General features: G+C 42.3%; 20 protein-coding genes, 1 other RNA gene and 1 riboswitch. Of the genes, 5 read left to right on the top strand and 16 right to left on the bottom strand.

Translation table 11 applies throughout. From position 1 onward, the window contains the following. Window positions 1-28: 28 nt before the first annotated feature. The 9 genes from CU053_RS05910 to ribD form a co-directional block, all read right to left on the bottom strand. Window positions 29-502: an S-adenosylmethionine:tRNA ribosyltransferase-isomerase gene (locus tag CU053_RS05910; RefSeq protein WP_100551136.1), complete on the bottom strand. Its 474-nt coding sequence runs from the start codon at window positions 500-502 to the stop codon at window positions 29-31. A 108-nt stretch (window positions 503-610) separates the two neighbouring features. Next, a complete protein-coding gene (gene rpmA / locus CU053_RS05915) occupies window positions 611-880 on the bottom strand; it encodes a 50S ribosomal protein L27 (RefSeq protein ID WP_100551137.1) in 270 nt (89 codons plus the stop codon). A gap of 18 nt (window positions 881-898) precedes the next feature. After that, complete coding sequence (rplU, locus tag CU053_RS05920; protein WP_100551138.1) at window positions 899-1,210, bottom strand: 50S ribosomal protein L21; 312 nt, start codon at window positions 1,208-1,210, stop codon at window positions 899-901. 128 nt (window positions 1,211-1,338) lie between these two features. Then, window positions 1,339-1,629 carry a VOC family protein gene (locus CU053_RS05925; RefSeq protein WP_100551139.1) on the bottom strand — a complete coding sequence of 97 codons (291 nt, stop codon included), beginning with the start codon at window positions 1,627-1,629 and terminating at the stop codon, window positions 1,339-1,341. 51 nt (window positions 1,630-1,680) lie between these two features. Beyond that, window positions 1,681-2,946, bottom strand: coding sequence for a DEAD/DEAH box helicase (locus CU053_RS05930; RefSeq protein ID WP_100551140.1), 1,266 nt, complete (start codon window positions 2,944-2,946; stop codon window positions 1,681-1,683). A gap of 78 nt (window positions 2,947-3,024) precedes the next feature. Next, complete coding sequence (ribH, locus tag CU053_RS05935) at window positions 3,025-3,453, bottom strand: 6,7-dimethyl-8-ribityllumazine synthase (protein WP_100551141.1); 429 nt, start codon at window positions 3,451-3,453, stop codon at window positions 3,025-3,027. Window positions 3,454-3,455: 2 nt separating this feature from the next. Continuing rightward, window positions 3,456-4,664 carry a 3,4-dihydroxy-2-butanone-4-phosphate synthase gene (gene ribB / locus CU053_RS05940; protein WP_100551142.1) on the bottom strand — a complete coding sequence of 403 codons (1,209 nt, stop codon included), beginning with the start codon at window positions 4,662-4,664 and terminating at the stop codon, window positions 3,456-3,458. After that, window positions 4,648-5,256: a riboflavin synthase gene (locus CU053_RS05945; protein WP_100551143.1), complete on the bottom strand. Its 609-nt coding sequence runs from the start codon at window positions 5,254-5,256 to the stop codon at window positions 4,648-4,650. Before CU053_RS05945 ends, ribB begins: the two co-directional genes overlap by 17 nt. Window positions 5,257-5,259: 3 nt before the next feature. After that, window positions 5,260-6,321, bottom strand: coding sequence for a bifunctional diaminohydroxyphosphoribosylaminopyrimidine deaminase/5-amino-6-(5-phosphoribosylamino)uracil reductase RibD (ribD, locus tag CU053_RS05950; protein WP_100551144.1), 1,062 nt, complete (start codon window positions 6,319-6,321; stop codon window positions 5,260-5,262). Between the two features lie 146 nt (window positions 6,322-6,467). Beyond that, a riboswitch (FMN riboswitch) is annotated at window positions 6,468-6,623 on the bottom strand. Between the two features lie 282 nt (window positions 6,624-6,905). Here ribD and CU053_RS05955 point away from each other — a divergent pair. Beyond that, complete coding sequence (locus tag CU053_RS05955) at window positions 6,906-7,121, top strand: AAA family ATPase (RefSeq protein ID WP_100551145.1); 216 nt, start codon at window positions 6,906-6,908, stop codon at window positions 7,119-7,121. A 46-nt stretch (window positions 7,122-7,167) separates the two neighbouring features. Continuing rightward, window positions 7,168-7,908, top strand: coding sequence for a PD-(D/E)XK nuclease domain-containing protein (locus CU053_RS05960; RefSeq protein ID WP_158107037.1), 741 nt, complete (start codon window positions 7,168-7,170; stop codon window positions 7,906-7,908). A gap of 226 nt (window positions 7,909-8,134) precedes the next feature. Here CU053_RS05960 and CU053_RS05965 read toward each other — a convergent pair whose 3' ends face one another. From CU053_RS05965 to CU053_RS06675, 6 genes are all read right to left on the bottom strand, one after another. Next, window positions 8,135-10,342: a RelA/SpoT family protein gene (locus CU053_RS05965; RefSeq protein WP_100551147.1), complete on the bottom strand. Its 2,208-nt coding sequence runs from the start codon at window positions 10,340-10,342 to the stop codon at window positions 8,135-8,137. 261 nt (window positions 10,343-10,603) lie between these two features. Next, window positions 10,604-11,037, bottom strand: an RNA gene (gene rnpB / locus CU053_RS05970) — RNase P RNA component class A. Between the two features lie 10 nt (window positions 11,038-11,047). Continuing rightward, window positions 11,048-11,734 carry a DNA-binding protein gene (locus tag CU053_RS05975; RefSeq protein ID WP_100551148.1) on the bottom strand — a complete coding sequence of 229 codons (687 nt, stop codon included), beginning with the start codon at window positions 11,732-11,734 and terminating at the stop codon, window positions 11,048-11,050. Between the two features lie 227 nt (window positions 11,735-11,961). After that, a complete protein-coding gene (locus CU053_RS05980) occupies window positions 11,962-13,182 on the bottom strand; it encodes an amino acid permease (protein ID WP_100551149.1) in 1,221 nt (406 codons plus the stop codon). A 98-nt stretch (window positions 13,183-13,280) separates the two neighbouring features. Beyond that, complete coding sequence (gene tsaD / locus CU053_RS05985; protein ID WP_100551150.1) at window positions 13,281-14,297, bottom strand: tRNA (adenosine(37)-N6)-threonylcarbamoyltransferase complex transferase subunit TsaD; 1,017 nt, start codon at window positions 14,295-14,297, stop codon at window positions 13,281-13,283. Continuing rightward, window positions 14,294-14,524, bottom strand: coding sequence for a LapA family protein (locus CU053_RS06675; RefSeq protein WP_100551151.1), 231 nt, complete (start codon window positions 14,522-14,524; stop codon window positions 14,294-14,296). The genes tsaD and CU053_RS06675 overlap by 4 nt, the downstream gene beginning before the upstream one ends. A 944-nt stretch (window positions 14,525-15,468) precedes the next feature. On the opposite strand from CU053_RS06675, the gene CU053_RS05995 reads away from it, so the two are divergent. The 3 genes from CU053_RS05995 to ffh all read left to right on the top strand — a co-directional run bounded on the left by CU053_RS05995 (window position 15,469) and on the right by ffh (window position 20,316). Continuing rightward, window positions 15,469-18,087 (top strand): Rne/Rng family ribonuclease, encoded by a 2,619-nt coding sequence (locus tag CU053_RS05995; RefSeq protein WP_100551152.1) that lies wholly within the window; start codon window positions 15,469-15,471, stop codon window positions 18,085-18,087. Between the two features lie 191 nt (window positions 18,088-18,278). Then, window positions 18,279-18,851 carry a tetratricopeptide repeat protein gene (locus CU053_RS06000; RefSeq protein ID WP_100551153.1) on the top strand — a complete coding sequence of 191 codons (573 nt, stop codon included), beginning with the start codon at window positions 18,279-18,281 and terminating at the stop codon, window positions 18,849-18,851. A 55-nt stretch (window positions 18,852-18,906) separates the two neighbouring features. Continuing rightward, complete coding sequence (gene ffh, locus CU053_RS06005) at window positions 18,907-20,316, top strand: signal recognition particle protein (protein WP_100551154.1); 1,410 nt, start codon at window positions 18,907-18,909, stop codon at window positions 20,314-20,316. Between the two features lie 74 nt (window positions 20,317-20,390). Here ffh and CU053_RS06010 read toward each other — a convergent pair whose 3' ends face one another. Then, the gene (locus tag CU053_RS06010) at window positions 20,391-21,551 is read right to left on the bottom strand and encodes a trans-sulfuration enzyme family protein (protein ID WP_100551155.1); all 1,161 of its coding nucleotides are present in this window, start codon (window positions 21,549-21,551) and stop codon (window positions 20,391-20,393) included. Between the last annotated feature and the right edge of the window lie 32 nt (window positions 21,552-21,583).

The raw sequence follows: 21,583 nt of genomic DNA on the forward strand, positions 1-21,583 counted from the left end.
AAAATCATTTCCTATCTGAAGTGGCGGCTCAGCGCACGAACCTTAACACATGTCCTGANTAGGGAGGCAAAGGCATATGACCATGATCAGCCATGAGCTGCCAGACATTCCCCTCAATAAGTTTAAGACGGTACAGACCATCTTTTTTATCCACGACTTCTGCCCCGGCATCGGCCATCTCTATGATTGAACCTAGTTTTGGTGCCCTATTAGCGCGAATATGACTAATACAGCTTTGATCATCGAGTATTTTCTCAATGAGAAATTCAAGTTTAGCTCCTGAGTCTTTTTGTCCAAAAAGACGCGCTGCCATGACACGAGAATTATTAAAAACGACTAAGTCCCCAGGCTGAATATAATGAATAATTTCACTGAAAATGTGGTTACTGAGTTCACTTGTTTTGCGATTAAGCACAAGAAGCCTGCTTTGATCACGCTCTTTAGCAGGGTAGCGCGCGATTAATCCTTCAGGCAATTCGTAATCAAAAATATCTGTTTTCATACACTGGTATTTTTAAGTTGCTACTTGGCGTTACCACCGTTCATCGACAAACAAAAAAGGCGCCATTGGCGCCCCTTTCATCTTTAACAAAAGTCACTGATCAATCAATTAAGCGTTACCAGCAACCGCTTCAATCGAAACGAATTGACGATTTAAAGGTCCACTGACATGGAACTTAACAACACCATCTGACTTTGCAAACAAGGTGTGATCACGTCCACAACCTACGTTGACGCCTGGATGGAATTTTGTACCACGTTGACGCACGATAATGCTTCCAGCTTTCACTGTTTCACCACCGTAGCGCTTAACACCCAGGTACTTGGGATTCGAGTCGCGACCGTTACGAGTACTACCGCCTGCTTTCTTATGAGCCATGTTTTACTCCTTCTTAGATTAACCTTGAATTGCTGTAATTTTAACCGCCGTATAATACTGGCGATGCCCTTGACGTTTCATGCTGTGCTTACGGCGACGAAACTTAATAATTTGTATTTTCTTATGACGACCCTGCTCAATGACTTCAGCAACCACCTTAGCGCCTTCAACAACAGGGCTGCCTACTTTGATTTCATCACCATTTTGCAGCATCAAAACCTCGGTAAATTCAACGCTTTCACCAATGCCTTTTTCGATTTTCTCTAGCTTAAGCACAGCCCCTTCTTTGGCTTTATGCTGTTTGCCGCCACTTTTAATAATTGCGAACATATTATTCTCCGATTACTCAAGCTGGCTTTCACCGCTTGACTTTTTGTTATTTTTTCAAGAAAAGTGCTTTACAAAAAAAGCGTTGAGATTTTAGTGTTTTTGGGGGCAAAGAGCAATATTAATTTTGCTCAAGGCTTAATAAATTCAACGATATTTCCCGAGGGGTCTTTGGCATAGCACGATAAGCTACCATCACGATGTTGGTTTAATTTACCATAACTTTCAGCTTTATCGGAGCTAAAGGCAATGTGTGCAGGGTGTTGATGTGACATGACAAAGGCAAGTTTGACATTGGCAAATTCAACCATTGCCCAAGTATCATCCTGATAAATGAGCCTGGCATTAAAATGCGATAAATACCATTTTACCGTTTCATCCAAGTTTTTCACCACTAGGGCAACATGATCCATTCTATCCATTTTAATACCCTCTTTTACTGCTGTCTGTACTGTTTGCGATGGGTATATAGCTTAAGAGCGCACCTTGCGTGCTGCATTATGATTTCTCGTTGGTTTTTGACCATCGCGATGTTCTATTTTGGGTTTTTTCGGGCTTATTTTCTGTGCGTGTTTATAGTTATGAACATTAGATTCAGGCAAGTTATGCACGGGATCAAACCCATCAATAATTACTCGCTCTAATGGTTTCTTCAACAAGCGTTCAATATCCGCCAATTGTTTAAATTCATCGGCACTGACTAATGAAATTGCCTCCCCAGTAGCTCCAGCTCTTCCCGTTCGACCAATGCGATGGACATAGTCCTCAGGCACACTAGGTAAGTCAAAATTCACCACCTGTGGCAACTGGTCAATATCAAGACCACGCGCAGCAATGTCTGTCGCAACCAATACCTGCAGCGCATTACTTTTAAAATCAGCCAATGCTTTCGTGCGCGCACCCTGGCTTTTGTTGCCATGAATTGCCGCACTATGAATACCTGCCTGCAGAAGCTTACCAGATAAATGATTAGCCCCATGTTTGGTACGCGAAAAAACAAGTACCTGACTCCAGGCTTGTTCCTTGATAAGCTTGATCAGCAACGCCGTTTTTTGCTTTTTATCTACTGGCGAAATCCAATGTTTTACCTGGGCAGTTGTCTGGTTTGGCGGGCTAACTGAAATTTCCAGAGGATTATGGACAATTTCCTTGGCAAGCTTTCTGATCTCATCAGAAAATGTCGCTGAGAACATTAAATTTTGACGTTTACTGGGTAATAACTTTAGGATCTTTTTAATATCATGAATAAAGCCCATATCCAACATTCGATCCGCTTCATCTAATACTAAAAACTTTAAGCGATCAAAACGAATCGCATTTTGCTGATAAAGATCCAAGAGTCTTCCAGGTGTAGCAACAAGAATATCAGCGCCTTTGCGCAGCTTCATCATCTGCGGGTTGATTTTCACGCCCCCAAACACCACAGCGGAACGCAAATGAGTATGCTTACTGTACGCTTGAATACTCTCTTGAACTTGTGCAGCAAGCTCTCGCGTTGGCGTAAGAATCAACGCATGGGTTTGATTTGCTCCCGCTTGCGGTGAATTGATTAACATTTCGACAATTGGCAAACTAAACGCTGCTGTTTTACCCGTGCCTGTTTGCGCTGCCGCCAGAATATCTCGACCTTGCAAAATAACGGGAATGGCTTGTTGTTGAATAGGAGATGGCTCGGAGTAACCTTGCTGTGAAAGTGCTTCTAAAATCGGGGTACTAAGCCCAAGGGATGTAAATGGCATAATGTTTTCGCAAATTTAATATTTGCCGCCAAGGATAAAGCGCTTCATTAAAAATAGATAGAGTTCAGGCAGAAATAATTACCTGCCAATCTCTTTTTGTAACTTAATCATATCCAGCGCTGCTTTCAGTGCGTATTTCCCCTTATGCCCTTTCTCTCCGCCTACGCGCGCCAGTGCCTGCTCCTTATCATGCGTTGTTAGCACGCCAAAGATCACTGGCAAATCATAGCTTAGCATTACCTCTTGCGTGCCTTGTGAAACCTGCATGCACACGTAATCATAATGATCTGTCTGCCCACGAATAACGCATCCTAAAAGCACAATTGCATCATATTTTTTGGTTTTAGCGAGCTGTTTTGCGGCAAATGGCAACTCCACAGCCCCTGGCACTTTATACACCTTAGGTGTTTTAATCCCTTGAGCGACGGCTTCTTCTAAAGCACCCTCCAACAATTTATCGGTGATAAGCGCATTAAATTCACTCACCACAATGGCAATCTTTGGCATGTTCATACTCCTTTAATCGTGTGTTTAAGTCGTTGTTTTTTGGTTTGTAAATAATGTTTATTGTGTGCGTGAATGAGAGACTCTGATACCAGTACTTCGACCGCAATGCCTGCGTTTTGCAAGGCCTGAACCTTCTTAGGATTGTTGGACAATAGCTGGCACTTCTCAACGCCATAATACTTTAATATTTGTACGGCATGATCATAACCGCGATTATCCACGGGCAAGTTCAGTGCTTCATTAGCGTCTATCGTGTCAAGTTTTTGTGTGCGTTGCAGCTCATACGCCTTAAGCTTATTGATTAAACCAATGTTTCTGCCTTCCTGATCAAGATAAATTAACACCCCACCATGCTCTGAAATTTCGTGCAAGGCGTGATGCAATTGTGACTGGCAATCGCATTTCAATGAGCCAAACAAATCCCCTGTAATACACGATGAATGAATACGCACCAAAGGATTGGCGTTGATGTCTTTACTTAAGACCTTAATCTCAGCCTTTGTTACAGGATCAACAAAAACGGTCATTTCAAGCTCTCCATACGCATAAAGCGGGATAACCGTGCTTACTGCTTTTTTTATTACCTTCTCAGTTGCCAGGCGATATAGCCTAAGCTCCTCAATGCTTAAAACAGGCAAATCATGCGTTAGCGCAAAGTGCGCAATTTCCTCGCCCTTCATCATAGTGCCATCTTTGTTCATGAGCTCACATAAAACAGCCGCAGGATGAAAGCCTGCCATTTTAACCAGATCAACACTTGCCTCGGTGTGCCCTTGGCGTCCCAAGACACCATAATCATTGGCGATCAAGGGGAAAATATGTCCAGGGCGACTAATCTCACCTGGCGTTACATTGGGGTTTGACGCCACTTGAATCGTATGCGCACGATCTTTGGCAGACACCCCCGTTGTTACCCCCTCTTTTGCCTCAATGGTCACAGTAAAAGGTGTGGTAAACTGGCTGGTATTTAAATCTGCTGGCACCATAGGGGTTAATTGCAAACGTTTAGCATGTGCTTTGGACATGGCTAAACAAATAATACCACTGGCATTTTGCAGCATTAAATTAATATTTTCAGGATTTGCCAATTGTCCTGGGAAAATCAAATCCCCTTCATTTTCGCGATTCTCATCATCAGTCACAATGATGCTTTTACCTTGCTTTAAGGCACTAACCGTTGTTTCTACACGCTGTTTAATTTTTTGAAACACTTTGCATTTTCTCCATATAACGATAAATATGCTTGCCAATTGGATCGGCTTCCAGATTGACACTTGTGCCCACTTGATAATGTTTAACAACCGTAGACTCAATGGTGTGCGGGATAAAGGTTACCGTAAAATAGCCATTTTTGACTTCAATCACGGTGATACTCATACCATCGATAGTCACAAAGCCTTTATTGACCAAATAGTGTAAAATTTCTTTGGGCGCATTAATGGCTACAAGCCAGGCATCTCCCTCGTGAATGATCCGTTTTATCACGCCAATACCATCCACGTGCCCCTGCACCATATGTCCACCGACAAAGTCATTTAAGCGTAATGACAATTCTAAATTTACTAAGCTCCCCATTCTAAGCCTGCTTAAATTAGTTTTACGCAAGGTTTCTGCTACTGCTTCAAAACTCACTAAATCTTGCGACTTATCCAGTGCGACTACAGTTAAACACACACCATTAATAGCAATGCTATCTCCGATTTTACAGTCTTTAAGTTGTTGTGAGTGAATGACTAAAGTCATCACCTCACCCCCAAAAGCAAACACAACTTCTGCAACTTCTTGAACAATACCACTGAACATTGATTACTCCATCTCCGCTATACAATAATAATCAGCTTTCAGAAAGCCCATTTCTTTAATATTAACGACTACTTTCTGTCTAAATTCACAGATAATCACGGGCGCAATATAGGCTTGCACTTCATTCACAAGATTTGCGCTAAAAAAGGCGTTAAGCAAGGTTTGTCCACCCTCAACTAAAACACTGCTAATCTCTTTGGCAGCAAGCACAATCAAAACTTCATGTAAGTCAAGCTCATGATCTTTGTTTAACGCAACCTCAATGCACTCAACCCCTTTATCTTGTAGTGCATAGAGCGTTTGTTTGTCGGCAAGATGACTGGTAAACACAATTGTTTTAGCCGTTTTGTCATTGAAAAGCACTGCATTAAGTGGTAAATCTGCCGTTTTTGACAACACCACACGCGAGGGATGTTTAATCATTTGACTGTCTGTCATACGCACCATAAGTTTTGGATTATCAGCCACGACAGTCTTGCGACCAACGATAATTGCATCGACCTGATTGCGTAGATTATGCACCTCGCGTTTTGAGGCTTGATCGGTAATTTGCTTACTGTCATTAAGATGCGTTGTCATATGACCATCCAGTGACATTCCCCATTTAGCAATAACATAGGGCAAATGTGTCTGATGATAATGAAAGAAAATTTTATTTAAGCTTATTGCTTCCTGTTGCATTAAACCAAGCTCTACTACAATGCCCGCGTCTTGCAGGCGTTTAACTCCCTTGCCTGAAACTTCAGGATTTGGATCTAAGGTGGCAACAACGACTTTAACAACTTGCGCCTTTATTAGAGCATCTGTGCACGGTCCAGTTTTCCCAAAATGACAACATGGCTCAAGCGTTACATAAACGCTTGCATTTTTTGCATTTTCCCCCGCTTGATCTAAGGCGTGAATCTCAGCGTGTTTATCGCCTGCAAATCGATGCCAGCCCTCACCGATAATCTGTCCATTTTTAACAATAACACAGCCTACCATGGGATTTGGAGAAACACTTAAGCGTCCACGCCTGGCAAGCACAAGCGCCTGACTCATATAAAAACGATCTGCTTGAAACATAAAAAATGCCCTCAGGTTTCATCTATTATCAGGGCGAGACAAAAGAAATAACCACATGAAAATTTAAGACATTAAGCATAAATTCAAAATTTGACATTTAAAATTCAGCATTAACTTCTTAAATGACATATGTACATAAATCATTCTTATTTCTTCTTTCATCCGGACTATAACCGTCGGCTCTGGAATTTCACCAGATCTGCTGACCTTTTGCGTTGACACAAAAGCGCTCGTGGGCTTTCCTGTTTTTTATTTCAAGAATTACCACCGGTGGGGAATTTCACCCCGCCCTGAAGAACTGCGGCAGAGTCTACGTGGTTTTAAATCAAAAATCTAGTACAACAAGCACTTCAACAGTGCTCCATTATGCTCGCGAAAAATGCAATGGCAAAGCCACTACCAACCTGACTACTCTAGAGTAGTCAGGCACTCCCTAAGTGATCAAGTCAGATGGTTTACGATGGGTAGATTACTGCTGCTTTACACTAAGCCTAAAAAGATGAGGTATTATCTGAATACGCTGGCAATTTCCCTCCAGGCGCTATACCATAGCCTAAATCTTCTACTGTTATATAAACGCACTCATGGCTAAGAAAATCTATATCGGCAGCTCAAACTTTGCCGAACTCATCACTGAAAACGCGGTTTTTGTTGATAAAAGCCTGCTTATCAGGGATATAATCGAAGATACCAGTAAAGTGATATTAATCACGCGCCCCAGGCGCTTTGGCAAGACGCTAAACATGTCCATCAGGACTTGCCATTTACAACCCCTGGTCGATTTTGAATTGTCTGCATAAAAAGGGAAAATTTGATGACTATTGGGTGCATACCTCAAATAACAAGATGATTGAAACCCTGCTGCTGAAATTCCGTGAAGATGTGCATCCTGCGGTGACACAATTGATGGAATATAAGACGGCAGAAGTCATTATCGATCGCCATGTGACCTATGACACGCTGGATATTCAATCGAGCAGTTTATGGAGTTTGTTGCTGTTTGCAGGCTATCTAACGGCAGAAACCGCAAGAAGAACCGATGAGTTATTGTATGAATGCACGGTGCGTCTGCCCAATATCGAAATTGTGCATCTGCTAAATTACTACTTCAAGATCTGGTTAAACAATCGCATCGGTGTGCAATATCAATCGTTTTTAAATAATCTGGTTGAAGGCAAGGTGGAGAAGTTCAGCGAACAATTAAATACTTACCTCACTGAAGCCTTAAGTGTCAGAGACACAGGCTATACCGCCGAGAAGTTTTATCATGGACTGGTGTTGGGCTTAATCGCCTCCCTAAGATCAACTCATATTATCCACTCCAATCATGAATCGGGAGATGGTTATCCCGATGTGCTACTTTATCCCTTAGCCAATAATCAAAAGCACGATTTAGGCATAGTGATGGAATTTAAGCATGCCAGGGAAGATGGCAGTGAAAACTTAGACAAACTTGCCAGGCAAGCGCTAAGCCAGATTGATGCTAAAAATTACAGCACTGAGCTAACATCTCAATCTCAAGTAAAGCGCATATTGAAGCTTGGTTTAGCGTTTAATCATAAACAAGTGATTGTCAAACACCATTGAGTGTTAGGGAATTCCAACTTAATAACCTGCCTCGCGATGAGAAGAGCAAACAGGTGGATGCGCCTTAGGTTTATCCGCCCTACTACCAAACAAATGGGTAGTCTTAGGGCGCCAGAATAAATAAAGTCAACCAAAAGCTGATTCCCATGCTTCAGCGTGGGAATACATAATCTTGTACTCTAAGGTAAATTTTAAAAATCTCGTTCTCTTATTAAACCTGAACTTCCTAAGCAACCACACGCGCCACATTCTCAACATAAGCAGTCGCACTCATTTTTTTGGCCAACGTTTCAAGTGTTTGCATATCGCTAAGAATGAGACTCAACTTAATCGTTTTATACTTTTCTGATTGTGAAGGCTGCAGTGCCGCAATCGTAATTTTCTCACTCGTTAAAATACTGGTTACTTCATGCACTGCTTTGTCAACGTCACTACAAATAAGCAACAAATCGACCTGATAGCGCCTTAGATCTTTCTTACCCCATTGTACATCCAGCACACGCTCGGGCAAGCTTAAGCTTAAACGTAAAAAATTTGGACACACGGATCTATGCACAGTGACCCCTCTGCCATGCGTTAAATAGCCTCCAATGTCATCGCCTTGCACAGGTTTGCAGCAGCCTGCCATATGCGATAGCAGGTTATCCACTCCATAAATGGTTAAATCAGTTTTACGAATATTTTCATGCAAATTGTGCGTGATACTGGCAAGCTTATTCGTTTTATCTTCCTGTATTGCTTTATCAACCAGATTATAGTGTTCAACGATATAGTTGATCACCTGATTAAAACGTAAGGCTCCCGTTTCAATACCTGCATATAAAGTTTCTTCATCCGCCATATTAAAGTGTGAGGCAACTTCACTGTAATCGATTGACTTAAGACGATGAGTTTTAAGCTCATCTAAGAGACGTTCACGCCCTAAAAGCGCATTTTGCTCTTTATTTTGCTGCTTAAACCAGCGTGCGACACGTGCACGAATTTTGGCTGAATGAATAAAGCCACTGCCTGCATTTGCCCAATCCATGCTCGGACTGGGTTCTTTGTGCGTTAATATTTCAACCTTATCACCCGTTGCAAGCTTCGTCGTTAAGGGCACTATTTTACCATTGATCTTAGCACCTTTAGTCCTGTGCCCGATCATCGTATGCACCATATACGCAAAATCAAGCACAGTTGACCCTGACTCAAGATCAATGACGTCACCATGAGGCGTAAATATATATACACGATTGATGGTAATTTCTTTTTTCAGCTCATCACTATTGATTTCATTAGCAAGCTCACTCTCCCAATCTAATAATGAACGCAGCCAGTTGACTCGGGCTTCGTAGCTTGGATCATGTTTAACCCCCTCTTTGTAGCGCCAATGAGCGGCGACGCCCATTTCAGACTCATTGTGCATTCCATGCGTTCTGATCTGCACTTCAAGGGTTAAATGCTCAGGACCATAAACTACCGTATGTACCGATCGATAACCATTTGGCTTGGGCGTGGCAATATAATCAGCAAATTCACTGGAAATGGGTTCCCACAATTGATTAACAATACTTAACGCACCATAACACTCATCAACTGAGTCTACTAAAACGCGTAAGGCTCTGATGTCATAGAGCTCATCCAAAGAGCGCTCTTTTTTTCTAAGCTTCCGCCAGATACTATAGATATGCTTAACTCTGCCACTTAGCTCAAATTGGATATTTTCTTTTTTAAGCGCACCCGCTAGCGTGTCTATCGCATTTTGAATATACGCCTCACGTTCAAGGCGTTTCTTTTTAAGTCCTCTCGCGATTTTTTTATACTCAACAGGATAGAGACAGGCAAACGCACGGTCTTCAAGCTCCCACTTGGTTTTAGCCAGTCCTAAGCGATTGGCTAGTGGCGCATAAATTTCTAGAATTTCTTTGGCAATCGTTTGCTTGTAGCTTTCCGTCCAATTTTTAGCTGCTCGCATTGTACAGACTCTATCAGCCAATTTCACCAAAACAATACGCACGTCTTCGACAATCGTTAGTAACATTTTGCGAAATGTGTCAATTTGCGACTGATTAGGTTTGGCGTTTTGCAAAGCACGTACTGCAGACATGGCCTTCGCACCATCTAAAATTTTTAATACCCCTTCACCACATTGTTTAGCAATAAGCTCAGATGGCGTTTTTTGGTTGTAATGCAACTCAAACAGCAAGGCCGCTGCCACTGAATCTTCATCCGCCTGCAGATCAAATAATACGGCTGCCATTTCAATACCATAATCAAAACACGTACCACCGTGCACAGAAGGCTCATCAACGCCGTATTGCGCTAATATATCAAGAGCTACAGCAATCGTTGCCAGTCTGTTTTTTGGGTAAAAACCTTCGAGTAAAGCCAACCATTTTTGAAAATCTATGAGCCCCTCTTTGGTCAAGGCATATCTGTCCGTTACTTGCACCATCGCTACTTACCCATTCCTAAATCAATAATCGTCGTATCTTTATTAACTGGAGAAACCACTGGGATTAAGCATAACGAAAAACTTCTCAAAACCCCAGTGAAAGTATGGCAATAATCGCTTGAATATATAATGCGAAATATCGGCTTAGGACAAAATATTTGCCAAAGTGTGGGTGTGGGGGATGAGCGAACACTATCACACCCACACTGATTAACTCACACTTTAAAACAGGCAGGAAGCAATCACAGCCAAAATATCAAAAGGCTAAGTCAGTCGATAAGCCGGGTTCTGTCGTGGACAGTCATTTATCTAGATATTATGTCGCCACAATACTCAAGCAGCCTACCCGATTGCAGTGCGAGCCACACTATTACAATCCTATTTGGCTTTGCTTCAGATGGGGTTTGCCATGCCACTTTTGTTACCAAAAGCGCGGTGCGCTCTTACCGCACCTTTTCACCCTTACCTGTATGAAAACATACATTGGCGGTCTATTCTCTGTTGCACTTTCCGTAAGCTCACACCTCCCAGGAGTTACCTGGCACCTTGCTCTATGAAGCCCGGACTTTCCTCATCTGACCACTAAGTCCCAGGCTCAAAAACATTTAGCTGAGACCATCCTGCCTAAACTCACACTAAAGTTTTCATTCTAAACCATAAACTTAGTGGTCAGATGCGACTGCCTGACCAACTTAGCGGGCGTTATTATAGGCTAAGCTTGCGGCGAATAGCAATAATCTCTTGTTCGGAAATGGTTTTTAAGCGACTAAATTCCGTTTGTAATCCCAGAAGCTTTTCACTTGCACGCTTTTGAAACTCCCTGACTTTTTGATCACAATCCATACGAGTCGTGAATAATTCACTTTGCGCACTTTGGTACTGCTCCAAGGCCTCCAATCTTGAACTTCTTATAGCTGCAAGTGCCTGAAATAATTTTTGAATTATTTCAGTTTCTTGTTGTAAGCGCTCCAAGGTCAATGGCTCTCGTGGGGCAATCGCTGCATAGGATTCATCTGAATTGCTATTGCCTATAAATTGCGTTCTTGAATATGGTTTCTTATGACCATTCTGAACTGAGGACTCCTGTGTGCAATTACGCTGCAACTTTCTCGACTTGAAACTGCTGATATCTGGTCTTCGCAGTTTGTTATTGCTGCCAGCCCCATAACTCGTTTCAGCTCTTGTTTCAGTGGATCTGAACTTTGGCTTTACTTCGTTGCTTAAATGAGGATTTTCTTTCTGCCATTTCCCTAGCAAAACGGCAATTTGTGCATGGGTACCCCTTCTTAGTTCTCTGCGCACATATTCGAGTGTAACTTTACGCCCTTCCTGATTTAATCTCTCTGCTACTGCAGCAAGCTCCTCATAACTTATCTGGTTATCTTCTGACATGGATTCCCTTAATACTCCAATATTTTATACTTGATGTAAGGATGAAAATAAGCACCATCTTTTTAGCTGTCCACTCAAGGAAAGAGCTCGCAGTGCGAAGCCACGAGATAGCTCGAAAATATCAACATTGCGAAGGTTTGTATTACTTAACTTTGTAGTAGAAAATACTCTAGAGGCAAACTCACCGCGCGGATTATGACCAAACTTTCGCTTAAGTTCAAGAAAAATCATGCCAGGATCGTTAAAAGACCAGAACTACTACATAATTGCAACACGATAATCAGTGTCCCAGTGAACATTAATATCAATAAATATAATTTGCTTATTAGCGTATTGCGCGCCTCTTTACACCGCAAAGACCATGTCATACATGCAGGCAATATAATTAGCAAAACACACACAAAGATACTCGCATATCCCAAAGCTGCAAGAAAACCATTAACAAAGAAAACAGCAAAAATCAGGGGAGGAAGATAGGTAATAGCAAAGTTTAATAATCGAAACGGCGTCGTTTTCTTAAACTTATACGTGTCTTGATTAAAGTGAAACAGCGCCAAAGTCACGCCCAGAAAGGACGTCGTGACAGCAACATTCGAAAACCCAATAATAAACCCACTAGCACTTCGAACATTAAGTAAATGATGATACGCCATTCCCAAATCAATGCCATGAGTCATTAAATATTTAAAACCATAATTTCCTAATACGGGAATAACGCCCAAAGTGACCATTACCCAAACGGTATAAACAACAAAAGGGACACAAGCTCCCACTACCACGACACGCTTTAGCACCTGGTCATTTTTAAAATAATTACGTATTGTTGGGATTACAATATGAAAACCAAAAGAAGTAATCAAAATTGGAAACGCATACCAGGCATAGCCAATGCCCATGCTCGCCTCACTTAATAAACTTTTTTGCACGTAGGGCACGATAACCACGATAATGCCAAGAAAACACAATGCTTTTAAAGCAAAAAACAACTTGTTAAGCTGATCCACTGCCGAGGTACCAAAATAAATAATAGCCCCAAGAATCAGGGTAAAGAGCAAAGCACCATACCCTCCTGAGTGACTTACCCCAAATACGTATTGATCTAAAAGCCCACCCCCCATAGCAATGTAAGCCGTCGTTAGTGCATATAACAGCAACAGGTACGCAAGCCAGTTTACCACCTGCCCAAATCGCCCTAAGGTAGCATATGCCATGGTATTTAAATCTGCTCCAAATGGCTGGCGTGTATTTACTTCAACCATCAAAAGTGCTGTTGCCAACATGATAATCCAATTAATAAACAGGAGGATCAGCGCAGTCTTGAACCCGACAGCAGCCACGGCATACGGAATGGCGAGCATCCCCGCCCCAATAGAAGTCCCAGCAATGAGCAAAACACCTCCAAGCTTCTTCATCCTTGAAACCGTTTGTGGCATATCATTTTCCAACATATTTTTGTGAATCAAAAAATTAGCGAAACCTCATGTTATCATTACAAACAAAACTGGCAACCAATTTTCTCTTACTGCTACGTAATTTTTTATCCCACTTAAGCATTATTTAAAGCTGCTCTTGGCTTAACATCAATCGCCATATCTTTATCACAAAAGCCATTTTCTAGGCGATAAGCACCTGCCACGGCAATCATCGCACCGTTGTCTGTGCAATACCTCAATGGGGGATAATAGACTTGCCAGTGATTTTTTAGCGCAAGCCTGCTTAACGTTTCTCTTAGATGCTTATTGGCACTTACACCACCTGAAACGACCAGATTTTTGATCCCAGTATGTTTCAGTGCACGTTTGCATTTGATCGAAATCGTATCAACTACTGCCTCCTGAAAGGCATAAGCAATATCTGATTTTGTCTGCTCACTCTTGTCTTCCAGGAGCTGCCAGGCATTAAGCACTGCAGTCTTTAAACCACTAAAGCTAAAATCAAACCCAGGTCGATCACACATAGGTCGAGGGAATATAAACTCACTCAGATGACCATTCTCTGCAAGCCTGGCTAAATGAGGACCTCCTGGATATGGAAGACCTAACAACTTTGCTGTTTTATCAAACGCTTCACCTGCAGCATCATCAATCGACTCCCCCAGAAGCTCATAACTGCCAAACTTCTGCACCTCAATCAGCTGGGTGTGTCCTCCTGAGATTAATAATGCAATATATGGATATTCAGGCTTATCTTCCTCATTAAGTAACGGGGCTAATAAATGCCCTTCCAGATGGTGAATCGCGATGGCAGGGATATCTAGCATAAAGCTTAAGGTTTTAGCAAATGCCGCACCAACCATCAACGCACCAACCAATCCTGGCATGGCGGTGTAGGCTATTGCATCAATGGCTTTCAATGACAGCTTCGCCTCTGTTAATGCCGCTTTTGCTAAAGGCAAAAGTTTTGCCACATGATCTCTTGAAGCAAGTTCAGGAATAACTCCACCATATGGTGCATGCAAATCAATTTGACTATACAACTCATTAGCTAATAGCTTCTGGGTACGACTATCGTAAATGGCAATGCCTGTTTCATCACATGAAGTTTCAATTCCTAAGACAATCACAGCGGTGTTGCCCTTTTAATCTTATTGCAGCGTTTTCCCCTCGAAAAAAGTAAAAGCAACATTCCCACCGTGAGACCCACAATAAATACCAGTAGCAGCAATAGAATCAGGGGCAAGTTGAATGAGCCCAGTAAATAATTGAAGCTCACAGGCTGCGCATTAAGCACAGCCAATACACATACCAAGACAAATACAATCACTAACAACACATAGCCAACAACACGCATTACTCTTTCCCAGGTTACTAACGCCAAAAAACCGTTGCATCATACCACATTTACGCGCAAAAGTTTTAGCTTGTTTTTAATCGCGCTCAACGCAAGAATTTAGCTTTCATTAACAAGCACTATTTGTTAGAATGCAGCTGCTTTTGTTTCATGTTTTTAGGCTTAGGACCAAATTTCCGCCCAAACAAAATAGATGCTGTCATTCCCGCCTGACCACTCTGGAGTGGTCAAGCCCGCGAAGGCGAGAATCCAGCTTTCAAATGACTCCTGCAACCTCGCACAGGGTGACGATGGGCGGAAACATGGTGAGGGTCTATTTTTAACAAAACAAAAACTGATTTGACATGGATTTTGGCTATTGTAAATCGATTGGGAAAAACAGATTGCACCAACGCAATATATATCACCCCAATACCTGTGTACACATGGCTTACAAAAACTTGCATATGCACAAAAGCAATGCCCAAGGCATTTTTGTGCAGTTGTGAAGAACTAGTCCCATTGCGCATTTTATGTGCTCAGTGTGACTGATGATTTAGAGGGATTAATAATGCAGTGACTTACAGACGTCATTGGAAATGCTTCTCTTAGAGAAAAAATTAAGAGCAGCATTTAGGAAAAAATCTCACGTTAAATCGCATAAATAAAGGTATTAGGGCAAAAATTTAAGTGCCCAATTTGTGAATCTACTTAGACCCGTGCTCTTAAGCAAAAGTCTATAGAGCGTCATGATCAAGTAAGGTGACCCGTTGGCGCGAAATAAAACTATGGAAAACACAAATAAATAATGATGGTTTTTATAACAATAATAACAATAACAGCTTACCTGACTTGGGTTTTAACTAACCAGGGTTGGGATTTATCTCATGCAAACTCATCATTCCAGCACTTAGCTTTACCTGTAATACCTTTTAAACAATCATTATTTAAAAGGATAACAACATATGAAAAAAATGCTGATCAACGCCCGCCAGACCGAAGAAACGCGTATTGCTATTGTCGACAATGTTCAATTGATGGATTTAGACATCGAGAGCGTCGATAGAGAACAAAAAAAAGCTAATATCTATAAGGCCAGGATTTCTCGCATTGAGCCAAGCTTAAATGCCATCTTTATTAACTATGGTGAGGACAAGAATGGATTTTTACCCTTCAAAGAGATCTCTCCTGAGTATTTTAAGAAAGCCACTAAAGAACAAAATCCGCCACTAAACGAATTACTGGAGGTTGGTCAAGAGCTTATTGTGCAAATTGCTAAAGAAGAGCGTGGTAGCAAGGGTGCAGCATTAACCACCTTCATCACCCTGGCAGGCTGCTATATGGTTTTAATGCCAAACAACGCGAGTGCTGGCGGTATTTCACGTCGCATTGAGGGCGATGAGCGTCAAAAACTTAAAACCTTATTTGACTCATTAACCATTCCTGCAAACATGGGAGTGATTATCCGTACCGCAGGCGTTGATCGCCAAGCTGATGAAATTCAGGCCGATTTAGATACGCTGGTCAACCTGTGGGATGCAATCAAACGCGTTTCATACCAGCGCAAAGCACCTTTTTTGATCCACAAAGAAAGTGACATCACGATTCGCGCCATCCGTGATCACTTAAAAGACGACATTAAAGAAATTATTATTGATGACGAGGAGGCTTATGAAGACTTAAAGCGCCAGCTTACCATGCTGCGCCCGCAATTTGTTGAACGTTTACAGCTTTACAAAAAAGAACTTCCTCTTTTCAACGCATTTCAAATTGAAAAGCAAATTGAAAGTGCCTTTAAACGCGAAGTTCATCTTCCCTCTGGTGGTTCTATTGTGATTGACACCACCGAAGCCTTAACAGCAATAGATATCAACTCTGCACGCTCGACCAAAGGGGATAACATCGAGGAAACTGCATTAGCGACAAATTTAGAAGCCGCTGAAGAAATCGCAAGGCAGCTGCGCCTGCGCGATTTAGGCGGCTTAATCGTTGTTGACTTCATCGATATGGCATTTTTCCCTAATCAAAAGGCAGTTGAGCAGAAGCTGGTTGATGCCCTGTTTAGTGATCGCGCGCGCATCCAGATGACACGCATTTCTAAATTTGGTCTGGTTGAGATTTCGCGTCAGCGTTTGCAAGCCTCATTGGGAGAGTCCGTCATGCACGCGTGCCCTCGCTGCGAAGGACACGGGTTTATTCGCTCAATCCCTTCACTTGCCTTATCCATCTTGCGCAACGTACATGCTGAGGCAATTCGAGAGAAAACTAATGAATTACGTGTTCAGCTCCCTATTGATGTCGCCACATTCCTGTTGAATGAAAAACGCGATGAGTTGTCACAGATTGAAGAAGGCACCAGCACTAAAGTAACCCTTATTCCCAATGCTAATTTGCAATCACCGCACTACAGTGTACAACGTATTTGGGGAGACGCTTACACCGCCAGTCGCCCAAGTTATGATTTAATAGAAGACAATAAAAATATTGAGTTATATAAAGCCCCTAGACAGGATAAAGCCAAGCAACCCGCGCTTAAATCAGTCAATTACAACCAAGTGCAAAACACCGCCGAGCAAAAATCCGAACAATCACCCGTCATAAAGCCAACAGTCACACAGGCACCCAAAGCAAAGCAAGAACCAGCTGAAAAAGGTTTCTGGGCGAAGCTCAGTGCATTTTTCTTTACTGAACAATCAGACACTGAAAAGCAAAAAGACAATTCAACCGATAAGCAAGCTCCAAAAGCGGTAAGTCAAAAATCTGAGCTCAACCAAAAAACCCAAACTCGCGATGGTAATCGTGGTAATAGTCGCGATAATAATCGCGGCAATAAGGCGCAATATGACAAGCGTCGCCAGAATCAGCAAGCTGGCGAGCGTGATGAGAGTCGTGCCAATCGTGAGGACAACCGCGATAATAAGGAAACGAATCAAGGCAATGACAACAACCGTAATGATCGTGGTGAACGTAGGGATCGGGGGGATCGTGACAAAGGAAATAGAGGTAACAATCGCAACAACCAACGCCTACAGGTTCATCAAAGCGAAGAAGTTGTTGACATTACCATGCTGAAAAAAGAAGCTCCTGAGGTCATTAAGGCAGCAAAAGAAAAGTCTCTGATGAAGACGATTTCAACCATGCCAGAAGAAAAAATCTCTGTGATGGTGCGTGAAGTGCTTGCTGAAGTGAATACCTTAAGCAGTGACCACGCCACACAGGTGGAGACGCATGCTCAACGCACACGCAAAGTAAAATATCTTAACTTTGAGGTGGTAGATACTCAAAAGTTAAGTGCTGAAATGGTCGAACAGGAGAAAGCCAAGAAAGTAGCCCTGGCTGAAGTAAAAGAGGCAAAAAATGAGGTTATGATTTCTGAAGATCTTGACATTATTGTTGATGTAGAAACACCATATGAAAATCGGGGTGTAGTTGAGGAAGATGCTCAGGAAACACATGAAGTTGCCAATGGTCAGCCCCAACAATCTAAAAAGCCTCGCCCACGTAAAAACCCCCGCACACCAACACACATGGAGTACTCAGCAGCCGTTGATGTAGGCTCTCAAGGCTTTATTACCAAGGCATAAGTCAGGATTTTATAAACTTACTAAGCGTAGGGTGGATAAGCCGAAGGCGCATCCACGCGGAAAAGCAAACAGGTTGAGTATTGGTGGAGGCGCCTTCGGCTTATCTACCCTACTACTACCCGTCAGAGCAAATAGATATCTTAATTAAACTTGAGATTCTTAACCTCACAAACCTAAAAAAGGGGATAATTATGATCAGTATCAAACCTAAAACCATGCTCAGTATCAGCCTGTTCTTCTCAGGCTTAGGTTTCCAAATAGCTCATGCCTGTATCTCTAAAGAATACAATGATGCTTATGCTCTTTTTAAGCACAGCGAATACACCAAATCAGTGCCTGCCTTTACCAAGTTATACCACAATGGCTGTCCCACTTCACCTTACTTTCTAGGCACTTATTATACTTATGGGATTGCAGTGGAAGAAAACTATGACACAGCCATTAAGTATTTTGATCAGTTTTTAGATAAAAAGAACTTGGCGCAACCGCGAGATTATCGCGCTAATGCGTATCGTGCCCTAGCATTGATTTATCAATCAAAAAACCAGACACAAAAAGCACATGACTACCTGGTGGATTCAGCCAAATTAGGTAACACTGAGGCGATGTTTTTATTAGGACGCTCCTACATCAATGAAGGGCTACCCTATCACACGACAACCAACTTAAAAGAAGCTTACGTGTGGCTTAATAAAGCAGCGAATTATGGCAATGTTGAAGCAATGAAATTGATATATGAGCACTCGCTGCAAAAATATGCCTAAGCGCTATTATTAAGCAGTTCACACTTTTTAAAATCATAAAAACAGGCGGCAATTCATGTTTAAGAGTTTATCCGAACGTTTAGGCAGTTCTCTTGACAAGATTAAAGGTCAAGGTCGATTAACCGAAGACAATATCAAAAGCGCATTACGCGATGTGCGCATGGCGCTACTGGAGGCAGATGTTGCGCTGCCCGTTGTTAAGCAGTTTATTCAGCGCATCCAGGAGGAAGCACTGGGGGAAAAAATCCGCACCAGTTTAACTCCTGGACAAACCTTTATTTCAATGGTGAAGCATGAGCTTGAGCACACACTTGGTGAAAAAAATGAAACGCTGAACTTGAACGCTCAACCCCCAGTTGTTATTTTGATGGCAGGGTTACAGGGTTCAGGAAAAACAACCACAACGGCGAAACTTGCTAAATTTTTAAAGGAACGCCAAAACAAAAAAGTCATGGTGGTCAGTGTTGACGTCTATCGTCCTGCTGCGATTAAACAATTACAAACGCTGGCAGAATCTCTTAATATAAATTTTTGCCCATCCTCCAGCGATGAAAAGCCACTTGATATTGCCAAAAAGGCGATGCAGCAAGCCAAACAACAGGTTTGTGATGTCCTTATTCTAGACACGGCAGGTCGTTTACATATCGATGATCAGATGATGGATGAGGTGAAGGCACTGCATGAAGCAGTTAAACCGACTGAAACCCTTTTTGTCGTTGACAGTATGACAGGACAAGACGCGGCAAATACGGCTAAAGCCTTTAATGATGCCTTACCATTGACGGGAGTAATACTCACAAAGGCAGATGGCGACGCGCGAGGTGGCGCTGCATTGTCCATACGCGAAATCACAGGAAAACCCATTAAGTTTATCGGGATAGGTGAAAAGACAGATGCGGTTGAACCATTTCATCCTGATCGAATTGCTTCACGCATTCTTGGCATGGGCGATGTGTTATCTCTTATTGAAGAAGTTGAACAAAAAGTTGACAAAGCTGAAGCAAAGGAGTTAGTCACCAAGCTGAAAAAAGGTAAGTCCTTTACCCTTGAAGACTTCAAGAACCAGCTGCAACAAATGAAAAAAATGGGCGGCATTGGCTCTATGCTGGATAAGCTGCCAGGGATGGGTAACATGGGTGCCAATATTCAGGGTAAGGTGAATGACAAAATGTTTGTGCAAATGGAAGCGATCATTAACTCAATGACGCCTCTTGAGCGCAGAAAGCCCGAGCTGATTAAATCATCACGTAAGCTGCGCATTGCTAAAGGTTCAGGAACACAAGTTCAGGATATTAACCGTTTGTTAATGCAGTTTACCCAAATGCAGAAGATGATGAAAAAAATGAGTATGGGAGGAATTGGCAAAATGATGGGGACAATGCGCCACATGACACAAATGAAAAACGTGCAAGGCATGATTCCTCCTGGCAAAGGTGGCAAGTTTTTTAAGTCAAGACCGACTTAGTTTAATTTGTTGAGTACTGGTGGATGCGCCTTCAGCTTATCCACCCTACTACTGAAACTCTGGGTAAATAGTTCCTAAGCCCGAAGTTCGCGGGTATCTGTCACAAGTCGGTTATATTCATCGATGAATTCCTGAAATATTGCAAGCGTGTCTACTGACACCTCGCAGCCAATAGATAACCTTAACAACCAGGGGGAAACCTGTAATTGAATTTGTTGCAGTTTCTTAACTTCTTTATGTGACATCGTAGCAGGGTGGCTTAGAGAGCTGTGAACCGCACCAAAGCTCAGTGTTTTAGGAAAATAGTATTTGAGTTTGTTAGATAGCAGCATAAACTGCGACTCATTACGACACTCAACTGCTAACAACAGACCTGAAACAACACTGTTCTTTTTTAGCCAGTGTGCATGTTTTTGGCTTAAATCACCCGCGTAGTAAATTGCTGCAAACAGGTTACTTTTTTTCAAAAGCGCATATACCTGTGCGGTATTCTCAGCGATTCGCTCCAAACGTAAATGCACCGTTTTTAAACTTCTGGACAATAGCCATGACTGGAATGGATCAAGTGCGAAGCCCGTTTGACGAATAATTCTGGCAATCTGATCCTTATAAAGACTATTGCTTGCAATGACGCCTGAAGTTACATCGGCATGCCCCACCAAATACTTTGTCGAGGACTGCAGGGCAATGTCAGCACCCTGCTTTAACGGCATAAAGGCATAGGATGACATCAGTGAATTATCAACGACTAAACAAATATTGTGTGCCTTAGTGATGCGAGCAAGTTCAGCGATAGGAGTGATTTTCTGTAGAGGATTTGACACTGTCTCACACAATACCATTTTGGTCTTTGCTGTGATTTGTTGCATTAAATTAGCAGGGTTTTGTAAGTCGATCTGCTTAAGAACAATACCACGGGTTTCTGTCATCTCCTCCAGGATAAATGACAAACCTGCATAAAAATCTCCCCCAACGATTAACTCATCGCCCCGGTTAAGCAGTGACAAAATAACATTCAATGCCGACAAGCCACTACTTACAGCAAATGCAGCATCTGCCTCATCTAAGATCGCAAGCTGTGCCTCTAAGTATCGCCGTGTTGGATTCTGCACGCGCGAATACTCAAAGTCATTTGGCAGATTTTGGTCAAAGGTACTGACCTGGTAAATGGGCATGCTCATCGCATGATAGGCGTCGTTATTTTCAAGATGAAGTAAGCGCGTTATTCTATTCATATTTTCACAATTTTCTGTCTGTTCATAGCAAA

Source organism: Caedibacter taeniospiralis, from assembly GCF_002803295.2.
GTDB classification, from domain to species: Bacteria; Pseudomonadota; Gammaproteobacteria; order Francisellales; family Francisellaceae; genus Caedibacter; species Caedibacter taeniospiralis.

Bases quoted from the DNA above. Each gene is read 5' to 3' on its own strand.
- CU053_RS06000 (WP_100551153.1), top strand. From the start codon at position 18,279: ATGATCAGTATCAAACCTAAAACCATGCTCAGTATCAGCCTGTTCTTC.
- CU053_RS05945 (WP_100551143.1), bottom strand. From the start codon at position 5,256: ATGTTCAGTGGTATTGTTCAAGAAGTTGCAGAAGTTGTGTTTGCTTTT.
- rplU (WP_100551138.1), bottom strand. From the start codon at position 1,210: ATGTTCGCAATTATTAAAAGTGGCGGCAAACAGCATAAAGCCAAAGAA.
- rpmA (WP_100551137.1), bottom strand. From the start codon at position 880: ATGGCTCATAAGAAAGCAGGCGGTAGTACTCGTAACGGTCGCGACTCG.
- CU053_RS06675 (WP_100551151.1), bottom strand. From the start codon at position 14,524: ATGCGTGTTGTTGGCTATGTGTTGTTAGTGATTGTATTTGTCTTGGTA.
- CU053_RS05960 (WP_158107037.1), top strand. From the start codon at position 7,168: ATGATTGAAACCCTGCTGCTGAAATTCCGTGAAGATGTGCATCCTGCG.
- CU053_RS05995 (WP_100551152.1), top strand. From the start codon at position 15,469: ATGAAAAAAATGCTGATCAACGCCCGCCAGACCGAAGAAACGCGTATT.
- CU053_RS05925 (WP_100551139.1), bottom strand. From the start codon at position 1,629: ATGGATAGAATGGATCATGTTGCCCTAGTGGTGAAAAACTTGGATGAA.
- CU053_RS05980 (WP_100551149.1), bottom strand. From the start codon at position 13,182: ATGTTGGAAAATGATATGCCACAAACGGTTTCAAGGATGAAGAAGCTT.
- ribD (WP_100551144.1), bottom strand. From the start codon at position 6,321: ATGTTTCAAGCAGATCGTTTTTATATGAGTCAGGCGCTTGTGCTTGCC.
- ribH (WP_100551141.1), bottom strand. From the start codon at position 3,453: ATGCCAAAGATTGCCATTGTGGTGAGTGAATTTAATGCGCTTATCACC.
- CU053_RS05975 (WP_100551148.1), bottom strand. From the start codon at position 11,734: ATGTCAGAAGATAACCAGATAAGTTATGAGGAGCTTGCTGCAGTAGCA.
- CU053_RS05955 (WP_100551145.1), top strand. From the start codon at position 6,906: ATGGCTAAGAAAATCTATATCGGCAGCTCAAACTTTGCCGAACTCATC.
- CU053_RS05930 (WP_100551140.1), bottom strand. From the start codon at position 2,946: ATGCCATTTACATCCCTTGGGCTTAGTACCCCGATTTTAGAAGCACTT.
- ffh (WP_100551154.1), top strand. From the start codon at position 18,907: ATGTTTAAGAGTTTATCCGAACGTTTAGGCAGTTCTCTTGACAAGATT.
- CU053_RS05965 (WP_100551147.1), bottom strand. From the start codon at position 10,342: ATGGTGCAAGTAACGGACAGATATGCCTTGACCAAAGAGGGGCTCATA.
- CU053_RS06010 (WP_100551155.1), bottom strand. From the start codon at position 21,551: ATGAATAGAATAACGCGCTTACTTCATCTTGAAAATAACGACGCCTAT.